Raw genomic sequence first — 19,954 nt, forward strand, 5'->3', positions numbered from 1 at the left:
GTTGAACGAAGCGTGAAACTGACTTCGGTGAGGACGACTGCTGTAAATCTAAATCCCAAAACCATTTTATACAGTTCAGGTCGAAGATTTACACAGATGCTTACTGAGGCCGGACTTGCCGTCATCGGGGCGTTGCATACCGGCCGGGAAGCGACGGTAGCGGAGCTCGCGGCGGATACCGAGTATTCGCAGGCCCACCTCTACGATATCCTCGACGACTTACTCGGAGCGGGGCTTCTCGACGAACGTCGTGGGCCGAGCAATCAGCGGGTCGTTCGTGTTACGAACCACCCGGTCGTCGAGGCGTACCGGACGCTGCAGGCAGATTTGGGCCACGTTGACTGGGCGGACCTGCTTTCACCGAGCACGCTCCGCGTGTGCTGGTATCTCGACGAGCCCCGTCGAGTGGCCGAAATCGCGGATCGACTCGACAGGACTCGACAGGCCGTCCACAAGGCGCTGTCACCGCTCATGCACCGTGCGATGTTGTCCCCGTCCGGCCCGGAGTATGCATTGAACAAGGAGCTCGCGCCACTGCTGTCGTTCGCCCGCGCTGTCGTTCGCCACGAGCACCGGTCACGAGTCCGAGAAGTCGCACCGAGTGCGGTCGTCGAGTGGTGTGACCCCTCGCGGGCACTCGTCCGCGTACAGAACTCCGAAGATACAGACGCACTCGAGGTGGCGTCGGAGTGGCAACTGACCGGGCTCGCCCGGTTTGCCGAGTACGGCTTGCAGTTCTTCCTCGCGGACAAACCTGTGTTCTGGTACGCACCCGAGGAGGAGCTCACCCCTGCAGAGGTAGTGTGCCACACGCTCGTCCTCGATAGCGGCTCGCGCCGTGTCAGCTACGCGATGCTGTTGATCGAGCAGTTGGATATCGACCAGGAGACGCTCACTGAGACGGCGAGGTGGTACGAGTTGGAAGCAGCGGTGACTGCGATGTATCCCCCACTGCAGGGAGCGTTCGACGCCTCGGCAGAGTCCTCGGTCGTCCTCCCGAGCGAAGCAGAATACGCGGCGCTCAAAGCACAGTACGGAGTCCAATGACGGTGTTCACTGGTAGCGAGGCGATCGAAGCGTTTCTCGAAGAGTTCGATAGCTGGCTATCTGAGTCGGTGACAGTGTCGCTTCTCGGAGGGTCGGCGATGACGGTCCAGGGGTTGAAAGACCAGACAGAAGATATCGACCTGGCGCTGAGTGTTGCGTCAGAGTTCGAGCACGTCCATCAGGTGCTTCAGGCCGAGGGATTCGAGGTCATCGACGAGCCGACGGCGTCGTTCGAGGGCGTCGGGAGAACGGTCGAGTTGCAACACGCCGAGCGTGGACTCCAGATCGACCTCTTCGAGCGGCAAGTCGTCGGGAAGGTCTGGATCACCGATCGGATGAACGACCGGGCAACGGAGTTCTGGGATGGGACCTGCGCGACTACAGTCGTTCCGTCCGACGAGGATATGTTCCTGCTGAAAGCTGTCTCCGGTGGTGACCTCGCAGGTGGCCGGCGACGCGATATCGCGGACATGCGGACATACGCCCAGCGTGGGTTGGATTACGAGGTGATTCTGACGGAGATCGACGAGCAGCGGCCGTTCAACACCGGGGTGACCGAGGCACGACAGATCCGTGACCGGTCGCACCCATTGTTCGCGATCGAGATGGCGGTGAGCTCACTCTCGGGACTTCCGGACATGTTCACGTCCCGTATCACAGCGTTCGCGACGGCTTTTGAGATCGAATACACCGTACTGAGTGCTGTCGACGAAGGGCTCACCGATGTCGAGAAGATCCGAGCCCGTGCGCACTCGACTGTGCAGACGCTTTCGGACGACCAATCCGGCGCTGTCGACGACGCGATCGACCGGCTGGCCACAAAGCAGATTCTCGAGCGCGACGACGACACGGTTCGACTCAGGTGAGCAGGCATTTCGATGTGTGTCTAGGTTCTCTCCAGCGAAGAACGGGCCTCGTTGATTCGCAGAGACAGGTCTTAATTCAATCCATAGATCGCGGCCAGTCGTAGGACGAGTAGTGGCGCGTCACTCCCACTGTGTTGCTTAATACCGGACCTGCCCGGACCCCTCCGCCCCACCCTCCACTCCGTGCTCGCTTCCAGTCGTCGCTGCGCGCGCAGCCACGACCGAGTTCGAAAGTACCCATTTCGTCGGCTACCAATTTCTCTACTGGGTTCCCGCCCCGGTAGGTCTGTCGCGCCCAAGCGGGGCGAGGGCGCGTCGCGCCTTCGGAGACAACGAACCCCATGCGTGAGAATGATAGTTCGACTGACGTATCGCTCCGGTTCCCGTCGATGGTAGGCAGACCATCGCAGAGATAGTCACGCCCGGTGAAGTACTGATTCTCACACTCCCGAGTGAATTCTCACCGCTGGGGTATCCGAAGTTCTCTCCCACTACGAGTTTAGTCTCTGTGTCTGGCGGGATCAAGATGAGGAGACTACACGACGTCTCCAAGAGCAATTTCTTGTTGTGAAAAAGAAAACAAATAAATGTAACCGGTAAGCGTGTGGTAGCAATGGGGCCACTGGGCCGAATTGGGGCACTTGGGTGTGCTCTGCTCTTGGTAATGGCAGCGATCCCCCCTGTCGTGGGTGGTACGACCGGATCTGCGGCGATCGGAAACGCCGGTAACGTGGCGACGCTCGCCGGTGCGGGCAATGTCCCGGCGGGACCGCCGATCGCGTTGAAAGCCGAGGCTGCGGCGGCAATCGACGATGCGAGCGTCGAGAAAGAGCGGTTCGCCTCGGCCCGCGACAGCGCCTACGACCGGATCAACGGGACGCTCGACGACTATCGCGATCCCGTGCGGGTGGCGTCGATGGGGTCGTTTACCGACGACGCGGTGGGTGTGCAGGCGCTGGCGAAACTCGCCCGCTCGGACGCGAACGTGACCGCACTGCGTGCCAGCCGCTACGTCGCGCTCGCGGACAACCGGACGACCTATCAGACGATTCTCGACGCGCGACGGGCGCTGAATCAGACCGAAGGCGACCTGGACAATCAGGGGCTCCGTCGGAGCGCCGAGGCGCACTTCGACAACGCCGAGCGGCAGTTCGACCGCGCACAGCGGCGACTGGACCGGGCGAACGACTCCGAGGGTCGGCGGGCGATCAGTCAGTACGCCCAGGCGATCCGGGCGCTGCGAACGAGCTGGCAGCAAGCACAGCAATCGCTCCATATGCTCGACCGAGAGGTCGACCCCGGCGTCGCGATCGTGAATCGCGCCGACCCGATCCGCAACGGGTCGGAGACGGTGACGCGGACTGCGGGAGTGCAATTCTCGGATCCACGACCATGGACGCTCGGGAACCTCACCGTGTACGTCGACGGCGAACAGCGCCGTTCACAGCCGGTCAATCAACTTCGAAATGGGCCGATTGAGAACCGGACGATCGGCGTGCCCGTACGCCTTTCCGACCGCGTGGCGAATGTCACTATTGTCGTCAGCGATAGCGACGTGAAGCCCGGTCAGAACGGAAATAGTGGGCAGACGGCGCGGTCGCGTGCGACGCTGTTGCTCGACGGCGACGGCCTCGACGAGTCGATGGAAACCGCGCTTGGGACCGACCCGCTCGACCCCGACAGCGATTCGACCGAAACCGAGCGCGACGAGAGCGACGACGGCGTCATCGACGGCCGGACGGACTTCGACCATGACGGCCTCGGAACGTTCGCAGAGTTCGACCTGGGGACCGACCCGCTGGTCGCCGACACGGACGACGACGGGCTGGAAGACGGTAACGAGACATCGGTGACACGAACTGATCCGCTGGTGGCGGATACCGACGACGATGGCACGGGTGACGCACACGAAGACCCTGACGGCGATACCCTGTCGAACGCCGAGGAACTGGCCGTGGGAACCGATCCGCTGTACGCGGACATCGACGGGGACGGACTGACCGATGCCGCTGAACTCGCGAACGGAACGGACCCACTGAATCCGGACACCGACGACGACTCACTGGCCGACGGTGACGAGCAACAGGCACCGTTCGAGACAGACCCACTCAACCCGGACACGGATGGTGACGGCGTCCTCGACGGCAACGAGACGTACACCACCACGACAGGCAACGAGTCGCTCGGCGCGACCGTCGACATCACCGGTGAAGGCAACGTCGCCGGCCAGACGACCGTCGAGGAGCCGACACACGTCCGCTATCAGGAGGAATACACGCCCAACGCGTCGGTCGCCCCGTTCGTCGACTTCGAGTCACGGGCGAACTTTTCACAGGCGAACATTACCATCGCCTACAACGAATCCCGCGTCGGGAGTAGCGAAGGGAACCTCTCGATCTATCGGTTCAACGAGAGCGAACAGCGCTACGAGCACGTCGAGTCGACGGTCGATCCAGAGTCGAACACGGTCACCGCGACGACCGAACACTTCTCGACATACACGGTCTTCGACGACCGGCAGTGGCGGAACTACCTCCAGCACCGCAACGACATCCTCTCGCTGCGGCCCGACGGCTCGACCACCGAACGGATCGCCAACTGGACCTTCGAGTCGATGCCGTCGTCGATCGAGGACAGCAACTGGACCTGTAACGTCGAGGACCGCGGTGGAGGCTACAAAGACCAACCCGCAAACGGCGGCTGCGAGATCGAACCCGACAAGGACGCTATCCGGGTCTGGGAGAAGACCAATCGCCAGCGGTTCCTCAACCGGACGACCACGCTGCCCGACGAGGGTCCGCTGTTCGTGAAGGTCAACGTCACCGCCCATATCCAGAGCAGTTGGTCGCACGCGGCGGCGGTCCTGTCGATCGACGCCGGCGACGGTGAAACCGACATCTACCGGCTCGAAAGCGACTGGGATGGGAGTTCGAAAACCAGAACGGTCGTCCGTCGCGTGAATATCACCGAACACGCCGGCGAAACGGTCACCGTCTCGCTCCGCGCGGACGCGCGCCACACGGGCGGCGACAACTCCTGGCTGCGCGCACACTACATCGACTTCGAGCAAGCCACGGAAAGTGTCGCCCAGCGCGACTCGGACGGTGACGGTATCCCCAACTTCCGCGAAGTGAGGGGCGTCCCGCTGGCGAACGGTCCCACTGTCACGCTCGATCCGTTCGATGCGGACACCGACGGTGATGATCTCGAAGACGGCGAAGAGGTCAACCTCGACGCTCGGGTGACCCAGGAACCGCCCAACAGTCAGGCACTGGAAACGGGCTACCGGTGGTTCAGTAACCCCGCCTCGGGCAACAAAGACACTGACGGCGATGGGTTGAGTGACCAGCAAGAAAAGTCAGGTTGGGATATCCCGGTGATGGAGAAACACGGTCAGCCGTATCGCTGGGCGCCTGCAGTACGATATCAAGACGATAAGCTCCACGTCACGTCAGACCCAAGTACGTCACATAGCGACGCTGACGGACTGAACGATACCCAAGAGAAACTGTACACGCACACAGATCCGCAAGCGGTCCAAACATACGATATCACCAGCGAGCGTGAACAGCGATTCAGATCGGTATTCAAAGGCGAGAAGTCGTCAGAGGAGTGGCGTCTGAAAGCCCAGTTGGGCATTCGTAGCGATTCACTACCGAAGATCGACAACATCGAGGAACCGGATTTCACGGACGGCACGGACGACTTCGACTTCGTGACCGATGAGAGCCAATCCGGCCTCCACCAATTTAATTTCACCGCTCTTGACGGGGCGAATCGGACGGATTACTGGCTGTCGAACAAAGCAGAGGTCACCAACTACGAATCAGCCCCCTCGAATGGACAACTCACGAACGACGGGTATCTGTATCGGCTGGATCCGTGGGATCCCGATACCGACGACGATGGACTGACCGACGGCCAAGAGATCGACGGTGTCTCGGCTACTCTTAATGGGGCGAGCGAGACGTTCCATACTGACCCGACCGACCCCGACACAGACGGAGATTACTATTGGGACGGCTGGATCGGTGTCTACGAGATGTCCACCGACCAGGGACAAACAATTCCAGCACTCGATAACGTAGTTCTGTACCGTCAGAACCTCCAATCGGGTACTGGAGTCACAGGCGATGAAATCGTCCAACAACAGATTGGGGTTCATCACGCGGATCAAGTGGCTTCCGCCGGCGGCGCCGACATCGACAACGATGGAAGGGGGGAACACTCGAACGTTCACGTCGGTGAGCTCCAGTGGAAATCAAACCCCGAAGACAGCGGGGACACACCTACTCTCGGTCTCTCTGTCGAGGTCGATTTCGCTCCGGGTGACCCAGCGAACCTGAACACGTCCACGTGGGAGGCTGGAATCGAAGAGAATGCGGCCCTCTACGGTATCAGTCTCGACATCGAGCGTGATGATACGCTTGACGGACCCCGTGAAAATATCGGTGAGGGTGACGGGGGCGCAAAATGGATCGATACTGCCAACAGCCTAAACAATGACCTCTACGTGATGGTTGCCGGTGAAGTGCTCAGCGGTCTAGAACTCCACCCCAATCTCGACAAGTTCGACGATGCATGGGGCTTCAACGTCGAAGCAACCTCAGACGAATATCCCCAGACCAGCTGGCTCCCGAACAACGGGATCATTCTCTTCGAGAACGAGATCTCGAACGCAGCGCTGGGATCAAACGGTTTGGTATCGTCGACGGATATTAAACAGTCACCCTACGTACTCAAACAAGAGGTAATTGCTTCCCAGGTATTCTTACATGAGATAGGTCACTCCCTCACGATAGGGGAAGCCGACGATTCGGCCGGAAGGTTGCCCTTTAGCGAGGTCTACAGCGGTAGTCAACAGGACGAGACGATAGAACGTACCACGATCAGGTCGGATACAGAATCAGTGTGGAGCATCATGAGAGCGGGTTGGGGTAGTCAGTCACTCATCTATCACGGTGATACAGGCTATCACGTCTATAGTATCGAAGAACTACTGAGCGCCGAACAGATGGAAGAATAACACATGCCGCGACGCTATCTCCTGCTACTAGTGGCGATCACGGTCGTCGTTAGTGGTTGCCCAACGAATCTCCCGTCTGGTGGGTACGTGACGTTCAACGGTGAGATGAACGCGACAGCACAGGGATTTACTCTCAACGGTACGATCGAGAATCAGGGCCAAGGCGATGTCCCGACGTTCCGGAACGTGACAGTCTATCTGTACACGACCAACGGGTCTCTCGTCGCTTCGAAGAGCGTCGGAGAACTCTCCAGACGAACCGGTGTTTCGATGGACACAACCGCAATCCCCGAATTCGTTGTCTTCGACAGTCCAGATTTCTGGGACACTGAAAGCATCCAGGTCGACTACTACGAATATGTGAACGAGAGTGAGAGGGACTACACGATTCGCAGTGTAGGGTCGCGCGAACAGCTGCCACCGGATTCTGATCACAATTAACAGAATTTGAACCCGCGAAGCGCGCTTGGGGAACATGAATACGAGGATACTCCTGCTTGTCGTCGCGGGTTCGGTCGCAATCAGCGGATGTCCCGCCGGGAATTCGGACGGCAGTATAAATTTCAGCGGCGAACTGAAGGCGACAGAGTCGCAGTTCGCCCTTGATGCAGCGGTCGTTAATACAGGGTATGCAGATACTGTTTACCGGAACGTCTCTGTATCTCTATTTACGACAAACGGGACCGTGATCGAATCTGTAAGTATCGGAGAGCTGCGCAGATCAACTGATGTCTCCATGATGTCCAACAGGATTCCAGAATACGTGATAAGACACTCACCGGACTTCTGGACGGACGGAAATATCGACGTGAGCTACTACGAGTTCGTCCGGGATTCTCAGGCGCCGGACGGTATCTACACCGAACGAAGCGTATCGAACGAGACTGACTTCCCAGTCGTCGTTCCCGCCGCTACTGAGTGATTGTTAATCCGATACACGAGTAGACGGGAACAATTCGCCTCTTGAAGAGCGGGCTGGCGTAAAGCCTCGCGATCAATAGTGGTACGACTGCGACCAACGAGCGGACACTCCTACCAATGATCGAAGCCATGGATCCAACGGCTGCAAAAGTCGTCTTAGCGATTCAACGCGGTGACTCAATCAACCGTGTCGCGAGCAAGGTCGACATCTCGTACTCGTGGGTGTACGACTGGGTCGAGCGGTTAGAAGACACAAATATTATCGCAAATACTGATAGTGGACTTCGGGTCGTGGATCACGAATTGCGTCAGCAGTACGCCGAACTGATGGGTGCGTTGTACAGCCGCGACAGTATCTCACAAGAAGAGGCGTACATCATTCCCCACTTCGCGGGGATGGCATTTGCGTACACTGAGATCGATGCTGCGTACGTCTGGACACACGGTGGCTACCAGCTCGCCCGTGACCACGAGGATTACCCAGTCTTCATCGCAGTCCACCAGCGCGATGTCGACCGATGGCTCGCCTTTTTCCAGCAGTACGGTGTGGATGCGACGGTCGGCGAGCGCCCGGACCCTCGTGCCGTCAACGGATCCGTCCACTACGTCCTGTTCCCGACGACCGACGGTTTCGATATCGAGTGGGTTGACGGCAATCCAGTCATCCCGCTAGCCGACGCCGTCGACCAGATGGTCGCAAACCGTCCGGCCTTCGAGCCCGCACTGGAGATTCTCACCGAGGAGTACGATCTCGACATCGACGCCTCGCACCACAGTACGACGACCGCTGATTGATCATGAGCCTTCCCGAACGCCAAGCCGAACTCGTCGACACGATGCGCTGCCGGCAAACCGACGCCGAGTAGTCGTATCGCTATCTCCACGAACACAGCACTGTGGCGTCGCTCGCCGTAGCTGACGAGCTTGACGGGCGTCTCCTCGAGCCAGCACTTCTGTTCGCGATGAAACTCCACAGCGGCCGCCTTGCAGACACACGTGACCTCGTCGTCATCAGCACACGGGCCGACTTTGACCGCATCGAACGGCACGTCCACCGCGGCGACTCTGAAGAACTCGACGAGCAGATCGAAACGGTGGTGGGTCGACTTCAGGCAGAGGGTTTCGCAAATTCGTTCAAGGGCGTCTTCCAGCAGGAGCAGCTGCCGGCCGATGCGATCGACGACCTCGTTTCGTTCCTCGCGGATCAGCGTGAGCAACTCTGAGTTACTGGTTCTGTCGTGGCTGTGTTCTTCGGCTTTCAGTCCCCAATCAGGTGACCACATGGGAGCGCGCGACGCTCGGTCGGGCCCCGAATCCCGATTCCAAAGAGTTCACAGCCACACTGGGGACACTGCCTCGGCCACCCATCAGTTGAGACTTCTCGTCGGTCCTGCGGAGGGCCAGTAGTCTCGTTCGTCACGGACTGGCTCCTCGGTAGACCGCTGAACAGTGGTTCCGTCCGTCGAGGGGCTCGACTGCGCCCCCCTTGACAGTGACGGATCGCGAGACGTCTCGCACTGGGTTACCACATAGATTAATGATACGTCGGTATAAAAATTCTCATTAAATAATGTGGCTAGCAACATGAATTTATTATTGGAACCTGATATAACCCCGCCCGCCGATGTAGGGTCAACGTGGCCGACCGTCGTACGCCGCCGGGGTGGATGCAGTTGCCGATAGACGATCGTATCCTCGAATGTCTCTCGTCGTCGGGACTGATTCTCTCGCCGTCGGTCATCGCGATCAACATCGACAAATCCCGGGACGAGGTGAATCGTCGACTATCGACTCTCACTGACGAAGGGTACGTCGAGCGCGTCAAACGGGGGTACTACCGGATCGCGAACTTGGGCGAGCGGTACTTGGAAGGCAACCTAGACGACGAATCCGGATAGCGCTTCGAAGTTACCGAGGAGTTCTTTCGGAACTCAGCTATGATGCGGGTCACTCCGAGTACGCCGCGAGCGTCGCGTCGGTAGTGTCGGCGAGCCACTGGCGAATATCGTCTCGGTCCCACCCCAGCGGCGAGAGGACGCTCTCGACGGCGCGGACCAACTGGGTCTCGTAGTAGGGGGCGTCGTAGCTATCGATGACTTCGTGGGCGAGTGCGACACGATCCCGTGAGGACTTGTCGTCGTCGACGACGACATACGCGACCTGCTGGCCGGGGTGGACGGCCAAGTCCTGGTCGCGAGCACGTTCGAGCGCCGCGACGGTGTGGGTGTACTGCGTGTAGGCTTCGAGTGGCTTCGAGACGCGGATCCGCTCGGTGAGCCGGTCCGGGTCGACCCTGCCGGCTCGTAGCCGTCCGATCGCCGCGTGAAGCCGTTCCAGTACCGGCTCGGGGGCGCGGGCCTCGCCGAGGCGGTCGAGACAGTCGCGCTGGACGGCTTCGACGAACGGCGGTGTCGACCGTTGGCGGGTCTCGATACCGCGGATTTTGTATTCATCAGTGTCGGCGAGCCGGCCGAAGTACTTCGTCAGCGCGCCGGCCGAATCGTTACGTCGCGGGACGAACGCCACCCAGTCGTAGGCGGCCTCGTACTCCAGGCGAATCCCGACCGCGTCGGTAATCTCGGTCGCGAGCATGTCGAGATCGGTCCGCTCGCTGGCCGGGACGTCCGGCGCCGGCGTCACCCAGATCGAATCGACGATGCCGTGGACCACGTCCCAGCCACCGGCTTCCAGCCGTTGTTTCGCCGTCAGCAGTATCTCCCGGGCGAAGGCGTTGATCGCCTCGTGGCACTCGATCCGGCCGAACTTGGCGTTCGCGAAGCCCTGATAGCCGAAACACGCGACGAGGATCCACTTTAGCGCGTCCGAGCGGCCTTCGAGGGCAGTGAGTCGTTCCTCGTCGGGGTCGTCGGTCGCGCGTTCGTCGCGAATGGCCGCCTTGATCGCGTCGCGGTCGTCGATGATCGGTTCGAGGACATCGACGAGATAGCCACGGTCGTCGCAGATCGCGTAGTCGAGGCCGGGCACGTCCGCGCGGTCGCGGTGGCACTCACAGCGGATCACGTCGGGGGAGACGTTCCGAGTGCAGATGATGTTCGGATACAGACTGGAGAAATCCAGTTCGTGGACATTCTCGTGGATCCCCACGTCGGGGGCGAAGATGAACCCGCCCCGGTCGGCGTCGTGGAGCGTCCCCATCGGCTTGAAGAACTCGTGGCGCCAGGAGTTCCAGGGCGTCAGCACACCACGGGCAGTCGCCTCCCGGATCTGGATCGCCGTGAGCACGGTCCCGATCGACGCCCAGGCGAGTTCCTGGACGGGCTTGTGCGAGCGCCCGACCAGGTCGACGACGCCGTCGAGGTTCGTCTCGTCGTACAGGAACGTGGCCGACTCGTCGATGATCGCACGCCCGGGGACGTTGTAGCGCGCGGGTGAGTGGCCGACCCGGCCGTAACTCGTGTACGTCGACTGGCCGGCGAGTTGCTGGTAGTCCATATCGGGCCAGCGACTCAGCGTGAATTCGTCCATCCCGACCTGGGCTGCCATGTCGTACAGCGTCGGGACGATCTCGGCGGTCGAGCAGACGAGTACGTCCGGGTCCCGACGGTCGATGGCGGTCGCGACGGCGTCGAGGATGGTCGCCGGGTCCCCGGTGACGGTGTCGCCGGCGACGGTCAGCGTCTCGTAGGCCTCGCCGGTCGTCTCGGTAACCGGCACCGACAGCGACAGGGTCGTCAGGTCCGCGGCCGGCGTCGGGTCAACCCCACGTTCGAGACAGTAACGAAAGCCACGCGAGAAATCGACGTTGTAGCAGGCCACCTCGCCCACCGGGTAGGCGTCGAGCTGGCGGGCCTGCCGGGCGAGCGCGCTGACGCGGTCGACATGGTCGACGTCGACGTCGACGGCGAGGAGGCGTTCGGCCTCGCGGCGGAAGCCGGGACGGCGCTCGATACACTCGACGCCGATGACGGCCGGGTGGCGCTCGTAGAAGCGCCGGAGCCGCGTGAGGTCGATATCGGCCTCGGGGTCGCGGGGCCCGACGAAGAATCGCGGCGTGTAGTCGTCGACGACGGTGGGATCGGCGCCGTCGTCGGTCGCCGTCCACTCGAGAACCCGGCCGTCGTCGAGGAAGTCGAAGGCGAACGGCATTGCGGTCAGTAGTCGTCCTCGCCTGTTGATTCGTCGGGGGCTGGCTCGACGGTCGCTTCGAGCGTCTCGACCCGCGACTGCAGCCGCTCGATCGCCCGTTGCTGTTCGAGCGCGATGCTCACCAGCACCGGGGCCATCGGGTCCTGGTGGTTCAACAGGCCGCTGGCGTCAGCGTGCTCGCGAGCGTGGGTGAACAGCCGGTCGAAGTATGGCTGGTCGCCACGGCGCAGGGCACGGCGGTAGTCGCTCCAGCGGTCTTCGAGCGCTCTGAGCGTGTCGCGAAAGGTGGGGTTGGTGCGGCCCATCGTCAGCGCCCCCGTCCGGGCTGGCCGGCCCACGTCGCCAGCAGCGGCGCGCCCGGTTGGCGGGGCGGTGCGGTTGTGACCTGGTCGTCCGATTCGTCGGCGCCGAGCGACGGCCGGGAGGGGGTGGCGGGCTGGCGCCCGATTCCCTCTGCGCGGGCGGCCAGCAGATCCGCCCAGTAGGCCAGCGTCGTCTGATAGGCGTCGCCACCGGCGACGGGATACCACTGCGGTTCGAACTCCTCGCCGGTGATCCGCGGCCCCATTCGCGTCGACTCACACGTGTATCGGTGGGTCGCGGCCGCCTCGATGGGGTCGGTGAGAGCATCCCCTTCGGTTCGAGTGCAGAGAACGGGCACGTCGTAGGCCTCGGCGTACTGCCGGAGGCGAGCGAGGCCGCGCGCCAGCAGCCGGCGTCTCTGGGCGTCACCGAGCGTATCGTCGGCCCGGTACAGCGCGTCGACGGCGGGGGCGACGATGAGTCCCGGCGTCAGCTGGGTCTCCTCGCCGTCGCCCGTCTCGTCGTCGTGGCGGCGGAACGCATCGGTAGTCGTCGCTTTGACGTGGGCGTTGACGGCCGCGGGCAGGTCAGCCAGCGCGCTGAAATGTTGGTAGGCGGTGAACCCCCGGGCGACGTGGATGCGGTCGAGCAGGTGTCGGCTCGGGGCGATTTGGGACAGCGTCGCCGTCGTCGCGTAGCCCTGGGCGTCGACCCAGAAGGCGGGCCCATCCGCGTCGAGGAGATGGTCACAGACCAGCGCGTGGACGACCGGGACGTTGCGGTCGGTCTCGATGTCGAGGAGCGTCAGGCCGGGAGCGAGCGAGGGCACCAGGCCGTCGACGTGCTGGTCGGGGGCTTCGGCGACGGCTGACCGATTGTGCTGTGCTGGCCGCGTCGGCGTTCCTGCATGGTGCTGGGACGGAGTGTCGGTTTGGGTACGGTCGGGCACACTCGATCGATGCCGGCGACACGCGGTAAGGGCTCGCGTGTCGCTTCCGGAGTTCGGAGAGCGGATAGAATTGAACTATCACGGCCAGTCTCGGTCGCCTGTGGGTCCCCCTCCAGCTTCCAGAGCCATTTCCTGAATGGTCGCGATGGTCGTTTGATTTGGCTCGTTTGGTTCACTGAGAGTATGACACAAGAACTCACTAGGGGATTGTTGCCACATCAGCTGGCTGAATACATTAGTACGCAAGTGTTCCAACTGACCTGCAGCAACCAGAACACTCCCTGTCTCGATTTAGTTCCAGTACTCCTCAATTTCCTCGCGGTACTGCTCATTTAGCCGGTACTGGTTCTGATCGCCCATCCAGTCCCGCTCATCAACGCTGAACCCCTTTCCGTACTTCCGGGTGAATCCGGATCGGATACCGGAGATTGCTTGCGGTCCACCACAGTTCAAGTCGTAGTCATCCTCTAGCTGTCGGCGTATCTCCTCATTCGATAACCAGCCATCTGCTTCGAGCAGGATCTCCACGTAGGCCTTCTGCCGTTGAGTGATCCGGCTGAAGAACGAGTCTGGAAGCGTTTTGTATTCCTCTGTAGCTTCTTCAGAACCGTTCGAACTCTCAGAACCCTCTTCGAGTTCTTGTGAGGGGGTTCCAGAGACCTTAGAGTTCTCACTATCAAATATAATGCCCATAATTCGAGCTGCCTTTGCTTCAGATACTTCTCGGTCGACCGCTATTCCTTCGCCGTCGAGCTTCGCTGTCACCGTCATGGCGTATCTAGTTCTGAGAGCAGTATCTGCCTTAAGCCTTTTCTAGAGTTCTTTCGAATTCTACTGAGGTGCGAGAACGAGCTGAAACTGATTTAATGACCACTATGACTTTATTGAGCGGAAGCCACTGCTCACTCACTGCGTCGGCGACGTCGTTGCCGGGTCGACGAGCCCGTATTCCCGATCACGGCTTGTCCCCTCGGCGGTCAGCAGATTATACTGGGTCATCTTCGAGAGATAATTCCGAACGGTCCGCTTCGTCCGCGGGTCGTCGACGGCGTCCGTGTAGTGGTCGTGAATCTCCCCGGGCCCGAGTGGCCCGTGCTCGCGGACGATATCGTAGACCTCTCGCTGGTGTGGGGTCAGCGAGTCGAGGTTGGTCTGTCGGATCGTGTCGCGGGCGTCGCTGGCGGCGTCGAGGAGCATCTCGTCGGTGATGCGGTCGGCGCCGCGCCGATCGGCCGCACTCGCGGCGGTCCGGAGGATGCCGATGGCGAGGCGGGCGTCGCCGGCCGCGGCGTCGGCGATCCGGCGGAGTTGATCGTCGGTGATCACCTCGGGGTCGAGGCCGCGGCGGACGCGGGCGGCGAGGATATCCTGGAGCTGGTCGACGTGGTACTTGTCCATCCGGACATGTTCGCTCGCGCGAAGGCGACTGACCAGCCGGTCGTCGACGCGGGCGATGAGGTCCTCCTCGCTATTGGCGATGCAGAGCAGCCCGAACTGCGGGAGGCTATGCAGGTCGTAGAGCACGTCGGGATTCTCCAGCTGGTCGGCCTCGTCGAGGATGACGACTGTGCGGGGCCCGTCGTACTGCTGGAGCCGTTCGACGAGCTCGTCGTGGGGCGTCGACTGGCGGTGGATATCGATCGTCTTACCCAGTTCGTCGAGGATCTGGTAGAGCGTCCGGAAGCGGGTGTAGTTGCGCCAGCAGTTGACGTACACCGTCTCGATGTCCAGCACCTCCTCGCGCAGCCGCTCGGTGACGAACTTCGAGAGGCAGGTCTTGCCCGCGCCGCTCGGGCCAGTGACGAGGGCGGTATCGGCGGGCTCGCCCTCGGTGATCGGGTCGAGAACGCTGGAGAGGTGATTCACTTCGGCGTCGCGATGCTCGATCTCTCGCGGGACGAATCCGGCGCGCAACACGCGAGCATCGCGGATCATGTTGGTAGGTTCGTTCCGGCTTCGACTACAAAAACGTGTGCGGGCCGTTTCCGGAAAATCCTCATAGTCGGGTTGGATTGGCCTTGACCGGCTCCGTTGCGTGTGGTTTACCGAATAAATCTGGACTGAATTTTCCGGAAACCAGTTCTGGACGGGGTTGGATATATATCAGAAGAAACTAGTTCTGGTAACTACTCCGCAACCCTCACCCGCGAGGCCCTCAGGAGAATACGAGTTTATATTCAAACATGCCAGCAATTCCTCCTGCTATTGCCACTATTCCAATGAGGAGGGTCACGAATCGGATGTCGGGGATAGCGGACAGATACCAGAGAATCATAAATCCGATTCCAAATAGGATTAATGAAATAGCGGATGCATGCTTCCGCCAGCTATGTTCCTTAGATAGACGCGATTCTACGTCCGGATTCCAGTAGAAAAATAGCATCACTGCTAAGATAACTCCTATCGCGCCCCCATGGTCTGGGCGATATGTAAAATCCAACCACAATACACTCACAACGTAAGGGATAGCGTCAATTGCGTATATCCCTACCCAATTAACAATGAGTGCGACCGGTAGAACGTAAGATTCCGTATTAACGGGTTGTGAATTCTTTGCTTGGGTGATCTTTGAACAGTAATACAGTGACACAGCAAGAACCGGCCAAAGTATAGCAAATAACGCGGTTAGAGACTCTCCATGACCAAAATAATAGTCCAATCTCTGCATTGCTGAGTAGATGCTTGAAATAGTCATCACGAGAAGGAACGGCATCAATACACCTACGGGCCGAGTACGAGGGGGTCCAAGGTCCATCTCTGATAAGGTAGGCGTTTCTGAGTGTTTCTTCTCCCATTCTTTAATGAAATGTGGTATTCTACCCATCTCGCGCAACCAAAACCAACTACTAAACAGAAATGAACCGAAAAATGTGGTAACTAACCCTAGTTCTGTCCACATCTGCATTGGTTCACCTAGTGTGAATGTCTGAAGATAATTGATGAAGGTGCGAAGTCCGATCGTTAATATCGGAATATTTGATACCAACCCTAACAAGACTATCTGTGTCGTAGATAATCCCTTCGCAGAGCGATATATGTTGATTATGATCGAAAATATCCTTCCTTCAATATCCAGACGGTCTTGTTTCGGAAACCAGCCTTTTATCTCAATCCTAGAATATTGTTCAACGACACTACCAAGACCCCAAATTATTGCAATAATTTCTGGAATTGGAAACAATTGGCCTGCACCGACGATACCCACCGTGAGAACTGGGAACGGCAGTACGAGTGCTGTCCCGAAATAAAATGTACTAACATAATGTCCAGGTTCTGATCCCAAATTTACATCATTGGGCCTCATACGTTCAAACATTCGATTAATGATTGACTGTGAGTCTATATCTTCTTGGAATTGAAGCACAAATGAGTACAAATATATGACAGATATCGTTAGAAGCACTATCAGGGTTGCCTCTTGAGTCCAACTGGATAATGCCATATCCTCAGAAAGGTACATGGTAAATCTCTCCGCTGACAGAAGAACAAGGATCGTTAGAAGTACCCGATAATCCGTTCGTTCATAGGCCACAGACAGGCTCTCAGGAAATAATCGTGGGACTGTGGCGTACACAATGTACCCAAAGAACAACAAACCAGAGATTGATGCAATAATCTGTAGTTTCGATTGGCTAATGGAAAGAATTGATATTATGGCTGTAGCGGTACTTGATTCCGCTACGATACGAAAGATGTCGCTGAAGGATGTGGAAGACGATCCAGACAATAATATGCAAATCGTCTCGAAAATGCCGAAGATTGCAATCAATATTCGGTCTTGAACACTCTCTATTCGCTCCCACATCGCCTGTTGTGTAGATGATCTAATTAGTTAGCCCTTGTTGCAGAGTAAGATCAAATGGATACCTCGATCATAGAGATATCTCGTTTTTTCATCTTTTATTTCGATGAATTTTCAACTATAACCAGACCGTTTCAAGGGTTCAGTTAGTGTGTCAGTACACCTACGACAGCAGTTGTGGAACTAACTCAGTTCAGTTATGTCGTCCCCAAATCAAATCATTGAACTTCATTGTTTGTTTGTCTTATCTACATCGGAACCAGAATTTGAGAATGGTGATATATGAGGGCTTCCAGAAGTCAAGGCTTCTTATAAACTCTGGCCCCCTGATATGGAATTGACTAGGAGTAGACAGTGTGACGTGAGATAGTCTTATGTAACAAAATGGCTCCATAGCTGGCAGGCTGTTACATAAGAATGACTTCCCGACCAACAGCCGAGGCCATTTGCAACCAGTATACTACGTTCGGGGGTCTGCGATGTCCCCTCAACCGGCTCGGATGGAACTCAAGTGTGCGCTCGTGTGGGTTTGTGTGCGCCGCCCGAGGGGTGGGGCGCGTCCCCCCGAAGACGCCTCCGAATGGAGTCACTATGATGGAGGTACCTGACTCGCCGGTCTCGTTCGACGAGGCCGACACGCGAAACGCCGAGATGCACAGTGCGATCGACGAGTGGATCGACGAGCTGGTTGCGGCCGTCGACAACGCCCGAGCCAGCGAGGAGTTTCAGGAATGGCTGGATGTCCAGCAGCGCTTCCACGACTACTCGTACCGGAATACGCTGCTCATCAAACGGCAGTGTCCCGAGGCGACGAAGGTCGCGGGGTATCGGACGTGGCAGGAGGAGTTCGACCGCCACGTAAAGGAAGGTGAGTCGGCCATCTGGATCTGGGCACCGATCATCACGACCCGGTGTCCCGAGTGTGAGAATGCGCCGAGCTACCACGAGGACAGTGACTGCGAGTACGACGAGACGCCACCCGAGGAGTGGTCAAAGGGACTCGTCGGGTTCAAGCCCGCGCCGGTGTTCGACGTGTCGCAGACTGAGGGTGAGCCGTTGCCCGAGCTGGAGACGAGGGCGAAGGGTGATGCTGGCGATCTCGTCGGCCAGTTGTTCGATATCGCAGACGAGGTCGGGATTTCAGTGCGCATCGTGCCTGACGAGGTATGGAGGCATGGAAACGCCGACGGCGTCTGTGCGTGGCCTGATGAACGGGACGGGCAGCCAGTCGTCAAGATCCGGGACCGCCCCGAGCGGGCTGCGGTCGTCGGGACACTCATCCACGAGTACGCACACGCGTATCTGCACTTTCGTGATCTCGACGAGACGGAACGGGCGAAACGTGAGATCGAGGCCGAGGCCGTTGCATACATCGTCGGCCGATACTGTGGGCTCGACATGAATGGGTCGGCGTTCTACCTTGCCGCGTGGGGCTCCGATGAAGCGGATACGGTGCGGAACCGACTCGATCGGATCAGCCGGGCAGCGGCCGAGATGATCGAGGTTCTCGAGTCATGAGTGGTATTGGTTTATTCCCCGGCTATCAGCCCCCACGGATACATCCGGTCTCCATCGAGTTTTCGTTGTAGACTCCACAGATGCCGTCAGTCTCTTAGACAATTTCCTACGTGCTGATCCCGCCTCTATCGGAGTGGGATATTCACCTCTGCGAGAACACTGAACTGAGATTTATTTAATTCGACAGTATCCTGCTGAATAACTCTATCCGGGATGTTTTTTGGCTGTCCTTAGGACGACGGTTGTTTTTCGGCGCCCGCAGTGGGCGGGGCGCATCCTAAACGTCCCAGAAAAAAGATGACTGAAGAGCAGACCACACTATCGTCGGTATCGGATCTCAAATTAACGCGCGAACGAAGTCGAAATGAAGTGAATGCGTTCTTGGAATCCGATCCAGTGGATCACAAACTCGGTGGAGTTCCGGGATGGAAGGCTGCATTTGGAGCTCGATTCAATTCCGAACTGATTGCAGTATGTGTCGTCGGTCGACCGGTCGCTAGAATGGTTGATGCTGAAAAAGAGATTTCAATCACAAGATTCGGGGTCCGTCCTGATCGACCTTCTAACACTGGGTCGTGGCTCATTGCTCGAGCTCGGATGTGGGCATATTTGGAAGGATTCGAACGGATTTCAGCTCATGCCGGTGTAGCAGGTAATGATGGGACGATATATGCAGCATCTGGGTTTGAACTTGTCCGTGAGGAAGAGGCTGACGGGTCTGGATGGGACTCTAGAGAAGGAAGAAATACAGTAGATGACTTTGTTCGTCGAAAATGGGTGTATGATCTCAGCGAATTAAACCTCTAGAATTGGTTTACTGGGTCCGAGAACCGATGCAAGCAAAGTTCACTCTTCAAGAGAGTAGAGGGAGGTGAAAGAACATCGCCGTGTAGAAAGCCCGTAGGCTTGGGGCCTGAAGAGCATCACACTATTCGGAATCAGAGTTCAACATTTCGTTGTCGAAATTTTCACGAATCTGGGTGAGTATCGACGGTCCCGTTCCATCCGGGTCATCTTCAAACTCGTCAATGTAGTTCACAATCGCGTCGGTCGGGTCTCCGGAAATATCACCGAATTCAGACTGTGCGATTGCGACTCCACCAGTCGCATATTGGCTGATAATCTTGGCCTGGAGTTCGGTCTTGACAAGGGCATCTGGGTCATTGGTATCTTGATACGCCAGACAACCGCCGATCACCTGGTAGAGATCATTTGAATAGAAACTCTCAATCCGAATGTTACCCTGCCCGACGCCATCCTTGCTTCCCCGGAAGTTTTGCCGTTCCACGCTATCATTGGCGTAGCCCAGAACAGCCATGAACATAACCGCATCGTAGAGGTTCTCGAAGATTTCGTATTCCTCAACCCATTCGTCATAAATATCTGTTTTTTTAAATGAAACGCTCATCGACATT

The 19,954-nt window shown here is 58.5% G+C and carries 17 protein-coding genes; 10 read left to right on the top strand and 7 right to left on the bottom strand.

Translation table 11 applies throughout. The features are described 5' to 3' along the window. Nucleotides 1-96 precede the first annotated feature (96 nt). The 8 genes from C475_RS19250 (at nucleotide 97) to C475_RS19280 (ending at nucleotide 9,758) form a co-directional block, all read left to right on the top strand. A complete protein-coding gene (locus C475_RS19250) occupies nucleotides 97-1,047 on the top strand; it encodes a winged helix DNA-binding protein (protein ID WP_006885569.1) in 951 nt (316 codons plus the stop codon). Continuing rightward, nucleotides 1,044-1,913 carry a hypothetical protein gene (locus C475_RS19255; protein ID WP_006885570.1) on the top strand — a complete coding sequence of 290 codons (870 nt, stop codon included), beginning with the start codon at nucleotides 1,044-1,046 and terminating at the stop codon, nucleotides 1,911-1,913. Before C475_RS19250 ends, C475_RS19255 begins: the two co-directional genes overlap by 4 nt. 613 nt (nucleotides 1,914-2,526) lie before the next feature. Next, nucleotides 2,527-6,939 (top strand): HlyD family secretion protein, encoded by a 4,413-nt coding sequence (locus C475_RS25015; RefSeq protein WP_152436534.1) that lies wholly within the window; start codon nucleotides 2,527-2,529, stop codon nucleotides 6,937-6,939. A gap of 30 nt (nucleotides 6,940-6,969) precedes the next feature. Beyond that, nucleotides 6,970-7,380, top strand: coding sequence for a hypothetical protein (locus tag C475_RS19265; protein ID WP_152436535.1), 411 nt, complete (start codon nucleotides 6,970-6,972; stop codon nucleotides 7,378-7,380). Nucleotides 7,381-7,414: 34 nt separating this feature from the next. Then, nucleotides 7,415-7,861, top strand: a complete 447-nt coding sequence (locus C475_RS23475; protein ID WP_152436536.1) for a hypothetical protein — start codon at nucleotides 7,415-7,417, stop codon at nucleotides 7,859-7,861. A 128-nt stretch (nucleotides 7,862-7,989) separates the two neighbouring features. After that, entirely contained in the window at nucleotides 7,990-8,655 is a 666-nt protein-coding gene (locus C475_RS19270) for a helix-turn-helix domain-containing protein (protein WP_006885573.1), read from the top strand. Between the two features lie 101 nt (nucleotides 8,656-8,756). Further along, the gene (locus C475_RS19275; protein ID WP_006885574.1) at nucleotides 8,757-9,083 is read left to right on the top strand and encodes a hypothetical protein; all 327 of its coding nucleotides are present in this window, start codon (nucleotides 8,757-8,759) and stop codon (nucleotides 9,081-9,083) included. A 444-nt stretch (nucleotides 9,084-9,527) separates the two neighbouring features. Then, nucleotides 9,528-9,758: an IclR family transcriptional regulator gene (locus tag C475_RS19280; RefSeq protein ID WP_006885575.1), complete on the top strand. Its 231-nt coding sequence runs from the start codon at nucleotides 9,528-9,530 to the stop codon at nucleotides 9,756-9,758. Between the two features lie 49 nt (nucleotides 9,759-9,807). Here C475_RS19280 and C475_RS19285 read toward each other — a convergent pair whose 3' ends face one another. The 6 genes from C475_RS19285 to C475_RS23480 form a co-directional block, all read right to left on the bottom strand. After that, on the bottom strand, nucleotides 9,808-11,967 hold the full coding sequence (locus tag C475_RS19285; protein WP_006885576.1) for a type B DNA-directed DNA polymerase: 2,160 nt from the start codon (nucleotides 11,965-11,967) through the stop codon (nucleotides 9,808-9,810). A gap of 5 nt (nucleotides 11,968-11,972) precedes the next feature. Continuing rightward, nucleotides 11,973-12,272 carry a hypothetical protein gene (locus C475_RS19290; protein WP_049931014.1) on the bottom strand — a complete coding sequence of 100 codons (300 nt, stop codon included), beginning with the start codon at nucleotides 12,270-12,272 and terminating at the stop codon, nucleotides 11,973-11,975. A 2-nt stretch (nucleotides 12,273-12,274) separates the two neighbouring features. Next, entirely contained in the window at nucleotides 12,275-13,219 is a 945-nt protein-coding gene (locus C475_RS19295) for a P-loop NTPase family protein (protein ID WP_152436537.1), read from the bottom strand. A gap of 291 nt (nucleotides 13,220-13,510) precedes the next feature. After that, nucleotides 13,511-13,990 (bottom strand): ferredoxin reductase domain-containing protein, encoded by a 480-nt coding sequence (locus C475_RS19300; RefSeq protein WP_152436538.1) that lies wholly within the window; start codon nucleotides 13,988-13,990, stop codon nucleotides 13,511-13,513. A gap of 135 nt (nucleotides 13,991-14,125) precedes the next feature. After that, the gene (locus tag C475_RS19305; RefSeq protein WP_006885580.1) at nucleotides 14,126-15,154 is read right to left on the bottom strand and encodes a Cdc6/Cdc18 family protein; all 1,029 of its coding nucleotides are present in this window, start codon (nucleotides 15,152-15,154) and stop codon (nucleotides 14,126-14,128) included. Between the two features lie 220 nt (nucleotides 15,155-15,374). After that, a complete protein-coding gene (locus C475_RS23480) occupies nucleotides 15,375-16,679 on the bottom strand; it encodes a hypothetical protein (protein ID WP_204366197.1) in 1,305 nt (434 codons plus the stop codon). A gap of 933 nt (nucleotides 16,680-17,612) precedes the next feature. Between C475_RS23480 and C475_RS19310 the strand changes: the two genes are divergently transcribed. Further along, on the top strand, nucleotides 17,613-18,539 hold the full coding sequence (locus C475_RS19310; RefSeq protein WP_006885581.1) for a M78 family metallopeptidase domain-containing protein: 927 nt from the start codon (nucleotides 17,613-17,615) through the stop codon (nucleotides 18,537-18,539). Nucleotides 18,540-18,935: 396 nt separating this feature from the next. After that, nucleotides 18,936-19,346 carry an XF1762 family protein gene (locus C475_RS23485; protein ID WP_152436540.1) on the top strand — a complete coding sequence of 137 codons (411 nt, stop codon included), beginning with the start codon at nucleotides 18,936-18,938 and terminating at the stop codon, nucleotides 19,344-19,346. 121 nt (nucleotides 19,347-19,467) lie between these two features. Here the strand turns inward: C475_RS23485 and C475_RS19315 are convergent, their stop codons facing one another. Beyond that, a complete protein-coding gene (locus tag C475_RS19315) occupies nucleotides 19,468-19,953 on the bottom strand; it encodes a hypothetical protein (RefSeq protein WP_006885582.1) in 486 nt (161 codons plus the stop codon). Between the last annotated feature and the right edge of the window lies 1 nt (nucleotide 19,954).

Source organism: Halosimplex carlsbadense 2-9-1, assembly GCF_000337455.1.
GTDB lineage: Archaea > Halobacteriota > Halobacteria > Halobacteriales > Haloarculaceae > Halosimplex > Halosimplex carlsbadense.

Bases quoted from the DNA above. Each gene is read 5' to 3' on its own strand.
- C475_RS19250 (WP_006885569.1), top strand. From the start codon at position 97: ATGCTTACTGAGGCCGGACTTGCCGTCATCGGGGCGTTGCATACCGGC.
- C475_RS19255 (WP_006885570.1), top strand. From the start codon at position 1,044: ATGACGGTGTTCACTGGTAGCGAGGCGATCGAAGCGTTTCTCGAAGAG.
- C475_RS25015 (WP_152436534.1), top strand. From the start codon at position 2,527: ATGGGGCCACTGGGCCGAATTGGGGCACTTGGGTGTGCTCTGCTCTTG.
- C475_RS23475 (WP_152436536.1), top strand. From the start codon at position 7,415: ATGAATACGAGGATACTCCTGCTTGTCGTCGCGGGTTCGGTCGCAATC.
- C475_RS19270 (WP_006885573.1), top strand. From the start codon at position 7,990: ATGGATCCAACGGCTGCAAAAGTCGTCTTAGCGATTCAACGCGGTGAC.
- C475_RS19280 (WP_006885575.1), top strand. From the start codon at position 9,528: ATGCAGTTGCCGATAGACGATCGTATCCTCGAATGTCTCTCGTCGTCG.
- C475_RS19285 (WP_006885576.1), bottom strand. From the start codon at position 11,967: ATGCCGTTCGCCTTCGACTTCCTCGACGACGGCCGGGTTCTCGAGTGG.
- C475_RS19290 (WP_049931014.1), bottom strand. From the start codon at position 12,272: ATGGGCCGCACCAACCCCACCTTTCGCGACACGCTCAGAGCGCTCGAA.
- C475_RS19300 (WP_152436538.1), bottom strand. From the start codon at position 13,990: ATGACGGTGACAGCGAAGCTCGACGGCGAAGGAATAGCGGTCGACCGA.
- C475_RS19305 (WP_006885580.1), bottom strand. From the start codon at position 15,154: ATGATCCGCGATGCTCGCGTGTTGCGCGCCGGATTCGTCCCGCGAGAG.
- C475_RS23480 (WP_204366197.1), bottom strand. From the start codon at position 16,679: ATGTACCTTTCTGAGGATATGGCATTATCCAGTTGGACTCAAGAGGCA.
- C475_RS19310 (WP_006885581.1), top strand. From the start codon at position 17,613: ATGATGGAGGTACCTGACTCGCCGGTCTCGTTCGACGAGGCCGACACG.
- C475_RS19315 (WP_006885582.1), bottom strand. From the start codon at position 19,953: ATGTCGATGAGCGTTTCATTTAAAAAAACAGATATTTATGACGAATGG.